At 43.6% G+C, this 13,279-nt stretch carries 14 protein-coding genes; 7 read left to right on the top strand and 7 right to left on the bottom strand.

Going from position 1 to position 13,279, the window contains the following annotated elements:
- Nucleotides 1–86 precede the first annotated feature (86 nt).
- The 4 genes from rlmM to PATL_RS11240 form a co-directional block, all read right to left on the bottom strand.
- Nucleotides 87–1,157: a 23S rRNA (cytidine(2498)-2'-O)-methyltransferase RlmM gene (gene rlmM / locus PATL_RS11225; RefSeq protein WP_011575001.1), complete on the bottom strand. Its 1,071-nt coding sequence runs from the start codon at nt 1,155–1,157 to the stop codon at nt 87–89.
- Between the two features lie 3 nt (nt 1,158–1,160).
- Complete coding sequence (locus PATL_RS11230) at nt 1,161–1,532, bottom strand: DUF423 domain-containing protein (RefSeq protein ID WP_011575002.1); 372 nt, start codon at nt 1,530–1,532, stop codon at nt 1,161–1,163.
- A gap of 101 nt (nt 1,533–1,633) precedes the next feature.
- Nucleotides 1,634–2,257, bottom strand: coding sequence for an alpha/beta family hydrolase (locus tag PATL_RS11235; protein WP_011575003.1), 624 nt, complete (start codon nt 2,255–2,257; stop codon nt 1,634–1,636).
- Complete coding sequence (locus PATL_RS11240) at nt 2,241–3,152, bottom strand: transcriptional regulator GcvA (RefSeq protein ID WP_011575004.1); 912 nt, start codon at nt 3,150–3,152, stop codon at nt 2,241–2,243. Before PATL_RS11240 ends, PATL_RS11235 begins: the two co-directional genes overlap by 17 nt.
- Nucleotides 3,153–3,368: 216 nt before the next feature.
- Here PATL_RS11240 and PATL_RS11245 point away from each other — a divergent pair, with 216 nt between their 5' ends.
- Complete coding sequence (locus PATL_RS11245; protein ID WP_232283217.1) at nt 3,369–3,656, top strand: hypothetical protein; 288 nt, start codon at nt 3,369–3,371, stop codon at nt 3,654–3,656.
- Nucleotides 3,657–3,797: 141 nt separating this feature from the next.
- On the opposite strand, the gene kdsA is transcribed toward PATL_RS11245, so the two are convergent.
- A complete protein-coding gene (kdsA, locus tag PATL_RS11250) occupies nt 3,798–4,649 on the bottom strand; it encodes a 3-deoxy-8-phosphooctulonate synthase (RefSeq protein ID WP_011575006.1) in 852 nt (283 codons plus the stop codon).
- Between the two features lie 432 nt (nt 4,650–5,081).
- On the opposite strand from kdsA, the gene miaB reads away from it, so the two are divergent.
- Genes miaB through lnt form a run of 5 tightly spaced genes read left to right on the top strand, consistent with a single transcriptional unit; the run spans nt 5,082 to nt 10,438 of the window.
- The gene (gene miaB / locus PATL_RS11255) at nt 5,082–6,515 is read left to right on the top strand and encodes a tRNA (N6-isopentenyl adenosine(37)-C2)-methylthiotransferase MiaB (RefSeq protein WP_011575007.1); all 1,434 of its coding nucleotides are present in this window, start codon (nt 5,082–5,084) and stop codon (nt 6,513–6,515) included.
- A 28-nt stretch (nt 6,516–6,543) separates the two neighbouring features.
- Nucleotides 6,544–7,581 (top strand): PhoH family protein, encoded by a 1,038-nt coding sequence (locus PATL_RS11260; protein WP_011575008.1) that lies wholly within the window; start codon nt 6,544–6,546, stop codon nt 7,579–7,581.
- The gene (gene ybeY, locus PATL_RS11265; protein ID WP_011575009.1) at nt 7,578–8,036 is read left to right on the top strand and encodes an rRNA maturation RNase YbeY; all 459 of its coding nucleotides are present in this window, start codon (nt 7,578–7,580) and stop codon (nt 8,034–8,036) included. The genes PATL_RS11260 and ybeY overlap by 4 nt, the downstream gene beginning before the upstream one ends.
- 33 nt (nt 8,037–8,069) lie before the next feature.
- Entirely contained in the window at nt 8,070–8,930 is an 861-nt protein-coding gene (gene corC, locus PATL_RS11270) for a CNNM family magnesium/cobalt transport protein CorC (protein ID WP_011575010.1), read from the top strand.
- 14 nt (nt 8,931–8,944) lie between these two features.
- Nucleotides 8,945–10,438, top strand: a complete 1,494-nt coding sequence (gene lnt, locus PATL_RS11275) for an apolipoprotein N-acyltransferase (protein ID WP_011575011.1) — start codon at nt 8,945–8,947, stop codon at nt 10,436–10,438.
- A 116-nt stretch (nt 10,439–10,554) separates the two neighbouring features.
- Here lnt and PATL_RS11280 read toward each other — a convergent pair whose 3' ends face one another.
- Nucleotides 10,555–11,448 carry a DMT family transporter gene (locus PATL_RS11280; protein WP_041713717.1) on the bottom strand — a complete coding sequence of 298 codons (894 nt, stop codon included), beginning with the start codon at nt 11,446–11,448 and terminating at the stop codon, nt 10,555–10,557.
- Nucleotides 11,449–11,996: 548 nt separating this feature from the next.
- Here PATL_RS11280 and PATL_RS11285 point away from each other — a divergent pair.
- Nucleotides 11,997–12,557 (top strand): type 1 glutamine amidotransferase domain-containing protein, encoded by a 561-nt coding sequence (locus PATL_RS11285; protein ID WP_011575013.1) that lies wholly within the window; start codon nt 11,997–11,999, stop codon nt 12,555–12,557.
- A 159-nt stretch (nt 12,558–12,716) separates the two neighbouring features.
- Here PATL_RS11285 and greA read toward each other — a convergent pair whose 3' ends face one another.
- A complete protein-coding gene (gene greA, locus PATL_RS11290) occupies nt 12,717–13,193 on the bottom strand; it encodes a transcription elongation factor GreA (RefSeq protein ID WP_011575014.1) in 477 nt (158 codons plus the stop codon).
- Nucleotides 13,194–13,279: the final 86 nt, after the last annotated feature.

Raw genomic sequence — 13,279 nt, forward strand, 5'->3', positions numbered from 1 at the left:
CGAATATATAATCGCTTTGTGCACTACTTATAAGCTTTTGTTTTATATTGCTTTAATGTTACTAACTGAAAAATGCTCACGACCTATTATGTGTTTAATCGCATGTGAACAGTTACCTCTTCACGGTCATGATAAAGGTGTTTAACTTTCAGATCATACGGCCCTGCGCGATGTTGATCAATACACTGATCGATGATTTGCAATGCTTCTTTAACGGATTCATAACGCTTTTTCATCGGCAATTTGAGATTAAATACGGTTTCTTGGCAACGCTTAGTGGCTATCCAAGTGGCCATTAGTTTCGCCACGCGCTGAGGTTGCTCAATCATGTCACACACCAACCAATACACATTGTTTTTTCTTGGCTGAAATTTGAAACCGTCTTCTGGACAATAGCGTACCTGCCCTGTCGCCATAAGTGCTTCGTCCATGGCACCGTTGTCCACTGCTTCAACAAACATGCCGCGTTTCACCAGTTGGTAAGTCCAGCCGCCTGGACAGGCACCTAAATCAACGGCATGTAAGCCACCCGATAAACGTTTTGCCTGTTCTTTTTTGGGAATAAATAATTGAAATGCTTCGTCCAGTTTCAATGTGGAGCGACTAGGCGCTTCATTGGGAAACTTCAAGCGTAAAATGCCCAACGGATAGGACGAGTTATTAGCAGGATAAGAATAACCCACAATAGCGGTGGTGCTGTCTTCAAAATACACATGGCAGACAGGTAGATTACTGCGCTCCAGCGGCGTTAAAATGCGTTTTCCCCTGAGCGCTTGGCGCAGCGGCACACTTATTTTTCGGCAAAATTTTGAAATCTCGCGCCCTTGTGTGCTGTCTGCATGTTCAACGCGTAATTCGCCACATTCAGGAAATTCAATACAACCATTTAGAATTGGGCCGATCCTATCACTGGTATCGAGTTGCTCACATCGTTCGCTAAACGCAAAGAGCTGACGGGCGAATATTAATGTAGTTAAAGGTAATGTTTTAGCTAATTTGTCTGCGTCCTCTGCTTGGTAGCATTGAAACAATACCAAGCCGCTATTTGTTTTTAGCTCTGGGTAGCCGTACACATTAAGCTCAGCACATTTTTCAACCACTTCATTGGCTAAGTCTTTCTCAAAGCCGGTACGACAATATAATGCTAATCCTGCCATTATCTATTTTAACCCTTTAACTGCTGCATAAATGAATAACGCCCACGCGATGATAAAGCACAGCCCCCCTAACGGCGTGACTGGTCCAAACCATTTAATCCCTGTGATGGCCAATAAATATAAACTACCACTGAATAACACTATGCCTGCGCTCATAAAACCCGCTGACCACACTAGCTGCGGACTCGGCATCAACTGAGCCGTAAGTACCAATAAAATAAGCCCTAGGCTATGGTACATTTGATACTGAACGCCCGTTTGAAAGACCCCAATCAGGCTCTCAGACAGTTGGTTTTTTAATCCGTGGGCGGCGAATGCCCCCAGTATAACCGCAAGCATCGCACTCGCGGTGCCTACGATGAGATAAATCTTCATTTTGCGTTCCTTATATTCGCGACGAGGTCATCTAGCACCGGCGCGTGATAAATATCTGCGATGATAACCCAGTATATTTGTTGTTGAACTTATCCGAGATCTCATTCACTGGTTACAAGCTGGCGAATAAATTCAACACCTGCGTCGACGCCAGCAATAATGTGCGCCTCTTCGGTATAACCTGAGCGCTTGCGTGGTTTCAAGCTGTGATCGCCATCAGGCAAAAAATACGTTTGAATGGTGCTAGGTAAATCATATGTTGCCATTTCTTCTTGGGTGCCAAATGTATCGCGACTTCCCTGTACCACCAAGAGTGGCTTGTTTAATATGGCTAAGTGCTCTGTTCTTAGTTTGTCCAATTTACCTGGCGGATGAAATGGGTAACCAAAACATATCCCTCCCATGGCATCTGATTCATCCAACAACATGGTCGCCACTCGTCCTCCCATTGACTTGCCGCCAATAAAAAGCGGTAAGCTAGCGTCTAACTCGGCGATAATATAGCTAAAGTATGCCTGAAGCTTAGGCATTCTATCTGGCGGCTGCCTGCGGTTTAACTCACCAGCTTTTTGCATATACTCGAAATCGAATCGAGTTACCGTGACGCCTCGCTGGGCGAACAATTCAGCAACTCGCGCCATAAACGCACTGTGCATACCTGCCCCTGCACCATGAGCAAGTATTAAATGAGCAATCGGATCCTGTGCTTTATTGGTTAAAATCATCATCTTCCTGTTCGTCTTCTACTTGGCTTTGCAGCCACTGTAAGAATGCGACTATCTTGCCAAGTTCAGCTTGAGACTGGTGACATACTGCATAGTACGCATTGGTGGCGATGAGTCTCTCATCAAAAGGACACACTAATCGACCTGATTCAATTTCAGGCCGCGCTAAAACGCTGTGCCCTAGTGCAATACCTTGCCCCAATGCGGCGGCTTGCAGTACTAACATGGAGTGACTGAATATGGCCCCTTGGTTTACGTTGATACCTGGGATGCGAAAGTGCTTGATCCAGTTTTTCCACGCTTCTCTTGATGAATCGTGTAGCAATAGGTGATGTTTCAAATCTTCTAATTTTTCAAGCGGCTTTTGACCTTGGAACAACAGCGGTGAACATACTGGCGTTAAATATTCAGTGTGCAGTTTCTGAGCATATACATTTGGCCATTTGCCACGACCATAGTAAATGGCCACATCCACATCATCTGTTAAAAAACCCTCGTCAAAATCCACCGCTTTGATCCTAATATCGATATCAGGGTTAGACTGGCTAAACTGATTCAGACGCGGAACGAGCCACTGAATGGCGAAACTTGGCGGCAGAGCGACCGTGATCGCGCCCTTTTCTCCTCGGGCGAGTAGCCGCTGAGTCGCTTCTTGTAACGCTTGAAAAATATCTTTGAGATCTAAGTAATAACTTTGACCTTCCTCAGTGAGTAACAAAGAGCGGTTTTTACGCATAAAGAGTTTCATGGATAGAAATTCTTCGAGGGATTTAATCTGATGACTGACAGCCGCTTGTGTCACAAAGAGTTCTTCAGCAGCGCGGGTAAAGCTCAAATGACGCGCTGCGGCTTCGAAGGCTTTAAGAGCGTTAAGTGGGGGCAGTCTGCGGTTCATAACATCAACAAGAATAAGATTTGAATAAAGTCTAGCATTATTAGTTTTTCTAATCCATCGCGATACTTATTGTCGTTTTTATCATCAACATAAATTGTATATTATTCGAACCGTCAAAGGTAAAAGCCCTTTTAAAACAAGGGTTAACATAATGCGTATTTATTTAACAAATAAGTAAATATGTTTACATTAAACATTAATATACTTTAGGTGATAATGATGAAAAATCGTAAAAATTTAATTTTAAGCAGTTTATTTGCATTAGTATTCAGTCAACAATCTTTCGCTCAAGAATTTGATTTAACGTCAATGTACGTAACAGAGCAAATCGAAGCGAGTTTAGAATCCATGTTAGCTGATATGAGTAATAATGACAGTTCACCAGCACTACACGTTATCGTTGCTGGCCTTGAAAAAAGTCTCAGCAATAGCCAACAAGACGTTGCACTTACAAATGACAAACGTGGCGGAAATGCGCCGCAAACCGCTACCTTGGCCGAATAGTAAAGCGTTATCCATTTAAAGCATTAACGCATTTTTATCTAGACGTTCTGAGCATACAGGTTGCGCTGTATGCTCAAAACCTCTCAGCTCAGTCGTGTTGTATCAGTTCTTATGTTGTGTAAGTAAAACGTTATGCAGGACTTAATTTGCGCTGGTGTCTAAAGGTGCGAAACCTTTTACCAAGTCATCTAACGCTAACATTTGCTGTAAATACGGTTCTAACTTGTCTAATGATAACGCACATGGACCATCACATTTCGCTTCATTTGGGTTCGGGTGTGCTTCTATAAACAACCCAGCTAATCCTAACGCCATACCACTTCTTGCCAACTGTGCTGCTTGTGCTCGTCGTCCATCAGCGGAATCCGTTCTGCCCCCAGGCTTTTGCAATGCATGCGTGGCATCAAAAATGACAGGAGCATATTGCTTCATTTCATCCATACCTAGCATATCGACAACCAGATTGTTGTAACCGAAACTAGAGCCTCGTTCGCACAAAATTATTTTGTCATTTCCGGCTTCCATAAATTTAGTAATGATATGGCGCATTTCATGTGGGGCTAAAAACTGTGGCTTTTTCACGTTGATGATGGCATTCGTTTTAGCCATAGCGACTACCAAATCTGTTTGACGTGCTAAAAATGCGGGTAATTGAATAACGTCAACCACCTCAGCGACTGGGGCTGCTTGAGCAGGTTCATGTACATCGGTTATTAGTGGCACATCAAAGGTCGCTTTGATTTCTGCAAAAATTTCTAATCCCTCATCCATACCCGGCCCGCGATATGAATTCACCGATGAGCGGTTGGCTTTATCAAACGAGGCTTTGAAAACATATGGGATCCCAAGTTTGCTGGTAATTTCTTTGTAGTGTTCAGCAATGCGCATGGCCATATCTCGGGATTCTAAAACATTCATCCCCCCAAACAGTACGAAAGGTTTGTCGTTAGCAACCTGAATGTCACCAACAGCAATATTGTGTAAATTGTTCATGAATTACGCCTTTGAAATATTCTAGGGCGCAAGAATAGCAAGGCTGTATACGCTTGGATAGAGCGTAAGTAGGGAGAACCCATCCTAATTGATATTGATACAAATAGAATACTTATTGCTGTTAACAGCTTCATTGGCTTAGGCTAAATGCATAATTATTCACTAATATATCAGCTTTGTTTCGTCGCTGATGGCCAGTAAACCACTCGATACGTAGCAATTCGTTTACAAGGCTCTAAATTCTGCCTAATTTTGTGTCATTCCAACAGGATAAAACTAGCCTAGCGTCACAATAACCCGTAAAATACGCGGTTCGATTTTGCTCCATTTTTTCGACTAACCTCCTTAGGTTGTTCCCAATCAAGAGCATTAACAGATTGCATTGCTTTTCTATGAGCAAAGATTTCACATCAAAGGTAAGTACACGGCGTTATGACTAAAAAACTTTTTATTAAAACTTGGGGCTGTCAGATGAACGAGTATGACTCGCAGAAGATGGCTGACTTATTGGATTCAACCCATGGATATCAAGTTGCTGACACCGCGGAAGAAGCCGACATCATTTTACTCAATACGTGTTCTATCCGCGAAAAAGCCCAAGAGAAAGTGTTTCATCAATTGGGACGCTGGAAAAACCTCAAACAAGATAAGCCTGAATTGATCATTGGTGTTGGTGGCTGCGTGGCATCGCAAGAAGGTCAGGTGATTCGTCAACGTGCGCCATTTGTAGATTTAGTGTTTGGTCCGCAAACGCTGCACCGTTTGCCAGAAATGATAAATCAGATCAAAGGTGGTAGCTCCTCCGTTATTGATATTAGCTTCCCTGAGATAGAAAAGTTTGACCGCTTGCCAGAACCCAAAGCGGAAGGCCCGACGGCCTTTGTTTCTATTATGGAAGGTTGCTCAAAATATTGTACTTTCTGCGTGGTACCTTATACCCGGGGCGAAGAAGTCAGTCGTCCAGTCGATGATGTATTACTTGAAGTCGCACAGCTAGCAGAACAAGGTGTACGTGAAGTCAATTTGTTAGGTCAAAACGTGAATGCGTTTCGTGGCCCACATCATGATGGCGCGATTTGTACCTTTGCTGAGTTACTAGAAATGGTTGCCTCAATCGATGGTATTGACCGTATTCGTTACACCACATCACATCCCGTTGAGTTCACTGACGATATCATTGATGCTTACGCGACCATTCCTGAATTAGTTGATCATTTACACCTGCCTGTACAGTCAGGCTCAGATCGTGTCTTGAATTTAATGAAGCGAGGCCATACTGCAATAGAGTACAAGTCGAAAATTCGTAAGCTTAGGAAGATTCGTCCTAACTTAAGTATGTCATCAGACTTTATCATCGGCTTTCCAGGTGAAACTGACGATGATTTTGAAGCGACAATGGATTTGATTCAAGCAATGGATTTCGATTTGAGCTTTAGCTTTATTTACAGTGCGCGTCCGGGTACGCCGGCAGCAGATTTACCCGACGATGTATCTGAAACAACGAAAAAAGAGCGTTTACAGCTATTGCAAAATCGCATCACCCAGCAAGCGTTGCGCATTGCTCGGAATATGATTGACAGTGAACAACGAGTATTAGTAGAAGGCCCATCTAAAAAGAATCCGATGGAGCTTTCTGGGCGTACTGAAAACAACCGAGTGGTTAACTTTGAAGGCACTCCGGATATGATTGGCGGCTTTGTAGATGTAAAAATCACAGATGTGTTTGCCAACTCATTGCGCGGAGATGTTCTACGCAAAGAAGCCGACATGAATTTACGTATCAATGTGGCGCCTCAGGCCATATTGGCCAAGCAAACAAATAAAACCGATGCCTTAGGCGTCGCTCAGTTTGTGCCAGCACATTGATAAACATTAAATAACCGAGAGATACCGATTGAGCAAACTTACCAGTAATGAAATCGTGTTAGAGCCATCTGACTTAAAACGTTTGGCCAGTTTATGTGGACCGTTTGATGACAATATTAAACAAATTGAACGCCGCCTAGGGGTAGAAATTACCTATCGCAGTAATGAATTTAAAGTAACAGGCCAACCACTACAATCCAGTGGTGCAGCCCAGTTACTTAAGCTGTTGTATATTGAAACTCAGCCTGTGCGCGGCGAAATCCCTGATTTAGAATCTGATCAGGTTCACCTCGCGATCCAAGAGGCTAAATGTCTCGAGCGCGCAGAAGCAGGCCATTACGGCAAAGAAGTACATATCAAAACCAAACGGGGTGTGATTAAACCGCGCAATCCAAACCAGTCGAAATACGTATCGGATATCTTAACCCACGATATCAGCTTTGGTATTGGACCTGCCGGAACCGGTAAAACCTATCTCGCGGTTGCCGCAGCAGTCGATGCTTTAGAGCGTCAAGAGATCCGCCGTATTCTGCTCACTCGTCCTGCGGTGGAAGCCGGCGAAAAGCTAGGCTTCTTACCTGGTGATTTATCCCAAAAAGTCGACCCTTACCTGCGCCCGCTTTATGATGCCTTGTTTGAAATGCTTGGTTTTGAAAAAGTCGAAAAATTGATTGAACGTAATGTTATTGAGGTAGCCCCCTTAGCTTATATGCGTGGGCGCACACTTAACGATGCTTTCATTATTCTAGATGAAAGCCAAAACACGACCGTAGAACAAATGAAGATGTTTTTAACGCGTATTGGTTTTAATTCTAAAGCGGTGATCACGGGGGACATTACTCAAGTCGATTTACCACGAGGAATGCGCTCAGGTCTTCGTCACGCCATCGAAGTATTAAAGGACGTTAACGATATTTCATTTAACTTCTTTAACGCCAACGATGTAGTGCGCCACCCTGTGGTTGCCCGAATCGTTATGGCCTACGAAGACTACGAAACACAGCAAGAACGTATTCGTCTTCAAAAGAAAGCAGAACATACTCAGCAACAAAGCGACAATTCATGAGTGCAATTGTTGATCTGCAAGTTGCCAGTGATGCTGCCAATTTACCCAGCGCTGATGACTTTCAGCGCTGGTTGAATGCGGTTCTTGCACATCAACAATTGTCGGAGCATGAACTTACCGTGCGGATCGTTGAGACACAAGAAAGCCAAGAACTGAATCTTACCTACAGAGGGAAAGACAAACCGACTAATGTGTTATCTTTTCCTTTTGAAGCGCCACCGGGTTTAAGCTTAAACCTATTGGGTGATTTAGTCGTTTGCGCCGATGTTGTAGCGCACGAAGCCGACGAACAACACAAAAAATTACACCATCATTGGGCGCATATGATCGTTCACGGAGCCTTGCATTTATTGGGCTTTGACCACATTAACGATGATGAAGCAAAAGAGATGGAAGCGTTAGAGGTTGATATACTTAAACAGTTTTCGATTGACGACCCTTACCAAGATCAATGATGATAGCCACTCAAACCATAATTTAACGAGATCATGAGCGAAGATAACCCCCCCTCTACTAGCGGTTCTGCCAACAAAGGTTGGTTGGATAAAATAGTCCAATCATTCACGGGAGAACCGAAAAGCAAAGACGAACTCTTCTCTGTCATCACTGATGCAGAACAACGAGAAGTCATCAATCAAGAAACTCGCGAGATGATCGAAGGCGTCATGGAAGTCAGTGAGATGCGTGTTAGAGAGATCATGATCCCTCGTGCTCAAATGACCACTATTGATATTACTGAGACTGTAGATAAATTTTTACCGATCATGCTAGATTCGGCGCACTCCCGTTTTCCTGTCATCAGCGAAGACAAAGATCATATAGAAGGGATCATCCTCGCTAAAGATTTACTAAAATACGCATTTCTTCCGGGCAAAGAGTTTGAGCTCAAGCAGGTACTTCGCCCCGCAGTGATCGTGCCTGAAAGTAAACGGGTTGATGTGCTACTGAAAGAGTTCCAACAAAAGCGCTTTCATATGGCCATTGTAGTGGATGAATACGGCGGTGTTTCAGGTTTAGTGACTATCGAGGATATTCTCGAGCTGATCGTCGGTGAAATTGAAGATGAACATGACGCTGAAGAAACCAATACCGATAATATACGTGCCTTAAACAAACACACTTATTCAGTCAAAGCGCTTACAGAATTAGAAGATTTCAACGAGTTCTTTAAAACTGATTTTGACGAAGAAGAGGCCGATACCATAGGTGGGATTGTGCTAAAAGCGTTTGGTCATATGCCCATGCGCGACGAGAAAGTCAGCATCAATGGTTTCGTTTTTACGGTTACCAACTCTGACTCCAGACGCCTTATTCAATTAAAGGTTACCCTTCCCCACAGCGAAGATTAGGTGCCATAACGCGCATGCTATACATTTTATCATTATTACTTGGAGCGAGCTTAACCCTAAGCTACGCTCCTTTCTCGTATTGGGCAGTGATGCCCATCGCCCTCACGGCATACCTATGTGTCTTATACAAAGCCCGTCCAGAGCAAGCAACCAAATTAGGCTTTAGTTTTGGTTTAGGCTGGTTTGGCGTAGGTATCAGTTGGGTACATGTGAGCATCGCCGATTTCGGTGGCTTGCCTCTGGCAGGTTCAATTGGCTTAATGGTATTACTGTGCAGTTATTTAGCCCTGTATCCCATGCTATTCAGCAAATTAGCCAAGCGATATTTTACGCCTGCAGTATGGGGCCTTGCGCTGCCTTTCGTTTGGTTGCTGTGCGAATGGGCAAGAGGCATATTTTTAACTGGTTTTCCGTGGCTTTCCATCGGCTATAGCCAGATATCAAGTCCTTTGGCAGGTTGGATCCCTGTAATAGGCGAGTTTGGTGTTGCCGCTTTACTCATGGCGCTTTGTGCTGCATCTGCTGTGTGGTTTATGAATAAGCGTTACATGGCGCCTGTCGTGTTGGCGATGTTCGTGTACCTCAGTGGCTGGACGTTGAACCAATATAATTGGGTCTCCTCTGTTGATAAGCCAGTTAAAATAGCCATGGTGCAAGGTAACATAGCCCAAGATATACGTTGGGCACCAGAGCAAGACTGGCCTACTATGCAGAAATATCTTGAGCTAACAGAAGCGCATTGGGACAACCAAGTCATTATTTGGCCTGAAGCTGCGATACCGCAACTTGAGCCGATAGCGGTGGATTACCTGATGCAACTCGATCAAGAGGCCGCAGAGCATCGCGTAGGTTTGCTTACTGGCATCGTTAACTACAATTTTGAAACGCGTCAAGCGTACAACAGCATTATTGCTGTCGGCCTCAAGGAGGCTACGGATAGCGACGGGCATTATCATTATCCTCAATCTAATCGGTTCGATAAACACCACCTATTACCCATAGGTGAATTCATTCCAATGGAAGATTGGTTGCGAGGCTTAGCGCCCATATTTGATCTACCCATGTCGTCATTCACCCGTGGCGATTATCAACAAGCGAATTTAATGGCCAATGGCTATCATTTTGCGCCTGCACTGTGTTTTGAAATCGCGTTTCCTGGGCAAATCCGACAAAATCTCTACGCCGATACTGACTTCATTATTACTGTCAGTAACGATGCATGGTTCGGTCATTCCCACGGCCCTGCGCAACATTTAGAAATTGCACAGGTCCGTGCAAAGGAATTCGGCTTGCCAGTACTACGTTCAACGAACAACGGTATTACTGCGTTTATCAACGCAAACGGCGAGGTACAAAGCCGATTACCTCAGTTCGAGACCGGCGTGTTAAATGATGAAGTACAAAAAGTCACTGGGACCACACCCTATCGTTATTCTGGTGACCTTGGGGCATGGCTGTTAAGTGTGTTTGGGGTTTTGATCGCCATTCGATTTAATCACACGGCTTAGTGAAGCGCTCAACCTTTACTAAATTGTTTCGACACGCAGCGCGTTGTATTAACGCGCTTTCGTTGGGTCACTTTCGGCCGGATGCCAAATTTATCACCTCCAACTCACCTAACGAACTACCCTAACCAATTTCTAACTTTTGCTAATGGCGTGAGTACAATGGCATTTCCTACTAGTACTAATACAAATCCAAATACCGTGTTAGCGTGCCATACGAAATCTTCGAAAACAGTACTCAAGAGCACAGCCACAATTGGAAATAAAACGATGGAATAACTGGCTTTTTCAGGACCAATGTCACGCAATAATAAAAAGTAGCACGCAAAGGCAATCACTGTGCCAAATAACGAGAGATAAAGCAGTGAGATAACGTAGCTAAGTTCTGTAGAAAAAGTAAATTGAGCGTCACTGAGCAACACCACACAAACGAGTGCCACCGCACCGTACAACATCCCCCATGCGTTACCTTGCATCACACCGACCTGATGGGATGAATTGCGCACACTGGCCATGTTCCCCAATGATGCTAAAAAGGTGCCGCCAAGTGCAAGGCCCAACCCAAGCATGGCATCACTGGTAAAATCGAGGTCTTTCATGTCTGGCCAAAACAATGCTCCTAAACCAACGACGCCAAGCAAGGCTCCAATATATATCCGATTAGCGATGCGACGGCCAAAGAACAGACGCGTATTAATTATATTCATCAGAAGCAGGGTTGAAAATGCAATAGAAGCCATGGCTGAGGTGAGGTAATTTTGCGCCCAATATAAGACTAAATAATTCAGACCAAAATTGCACAAGGCCAGCACCATAAAAAAGCCATGATCTGTCTTTGAAAACCGCATATTCATACCTTTAAACACGCAGTAGCACCACATAACAAAAGCGGCGATAGCGAAGCGATAGGCTAAAGACACCGGTGCTGGCACATCCCCAAGCTGAAACTCAATCGCCAACCAAGTCGAGCCCCAAATAAGCACGGTCAAAACATACAACATAACGCTTTTCAAAGTAGCGAGTCCTCAAATGGTGTCAGAAAATAGCTGCGCGGAAGGTAACACAGTCAACAGGATTGTATATGATAACGTAACAGAGGTAAGGGTTTGTCGATTTTTGCGGTGCTGCGCCAAACGCTTGGCGCAATCCAGTTCTTTGGAGTAAAAACCCTCGACATTTGATATCGAGAACGTCAGCTTTGTTAACAATATGCTGTATTAACCCATTAAAGGGTAAATTAAACATCCTAAAATAGACGTTCTGGTAAATATACCTACCATAAGTGCTTTTTTGCTGTAAATCTTTGTGACATAAAAGCCAATATTCTGCGACTAAATTTACATAACTTTCTACTATTATTACTAAACTAAAAGTAAATTATTCAATCTAACTTTTCACTACTAGCAATTTTTCATTATAAATCAAAGGTTAATATAAACTTCTGATAGGTCACCAACACCGATTTAGTTGGTTTGATTATTGCTTAACAACGTTAAATGCATTTTTGCTACTTTAAACCATTAACGGATAAAAGTATCAGTGCAGCAATAAGGAGCAACGGATGTTGACGACGCTAACAGATAAAAAAACTGCAGCCATACTCGCCAAGGATGGCTTTGAACAATGTGAATTAATTGAAACCCGTGACGCCCTTATTGAGGCTGGGGTTGATGTGCACATTGTCTCCCTTGAGCCTGGGACTATAATAGGCTGGAACGGCAGCAAATGGGGTATAGAAGTGGATGTAGATAAAGTCGTGTCAAAAGTGTCAGCTGATGATTATGATGCACTCATTTTACCCGGCGGATTATTTAACCCAGACGCGCTGTTGCAAGACAGAGACGCAGTAGATTTTGTAAAGGCATTCTTTGTAGATGCTAAGCTCAAGCCTGTGGTTGCCATCAATCAAGGTACGTGGATGTTGCTTGAAGCAGACGTTTTGAGAAACAGACTCGTTGCTTCATTTCCAACTGTTCTCAATCGCTTGCGAAACGCTGGTGCGAAGGTCGTTGACCGGGACCTCGTGGTCGATCAAGGTTTATATACCAGCCGAAGCTCCCACAATCTGGCTGCGCTGAACCAACAAGTTATTCAGCAGCTCACTAAGCCACGCGTTCACTAGTGTCATAACCTTGTGGATGCTATTGAGCTAGATTCAATTTGTATGACTTTATCAACTTATCATTAAACAAAAAAAGCGTGCAGTAAGCACGCTTTGTTCATTATTTTGACGATAAATTTGTAAACGATGTCACTGATTACTCAAAAGAGCAGTCTTAAATTAGACGTACTCTACCTCAATGATTTCAAATTCAATTGCACCCTTGGGCGTTTGAATGGTGACCACATCGTCTAGCTGCTTACCGATTAAACCCCGGGCGATAGGCGAACTGACTGAAATAAGGTTATTCTTAATGTCAGCTTCATCATCACCCACAATCTTATAAGTAATTTCTTCGTCACTTTGTAGATTTAATATAGTAACTGTCGTGCCAAATATGACCTTCCCAGTGTTGGTCATCTTGGTTACATCGATAATTTGTACGTTGGACAACTTACCTTCGATATCTTGAATACGCCCTTCACAGAAGCTTTGCTGCTCACGCGCAGCATGGTATTCAGCGTTTTCTTTTAAATCTCCGTGTTCACGGGCTTCCGCAATCGATTTAATAATTTCTGGTCGTTTTACTGACTTTAAATGTTGTAGCTCTTCACGCAACATTTCTGCGCCTTTAGCCGTCATAGGATATTGAGTCATTGATCAATAGCTCGCTTTATTTTTGATTGTTGTTCTACATGGATAATAAATAAGTGCTGAGCGTAATAAATCAACGCCCAGCACCG

This window comes from Paraglaciecola sp. T6c (assembly GCF_000014225.1).
Taxonomy (GTDB): Bacteria; Pseudomonadota; Gammaproteobacteria; order Enterobacterales; family Alteromonadaceae; genus Paraglaciecola; species Paraglaciecola atlantica_A.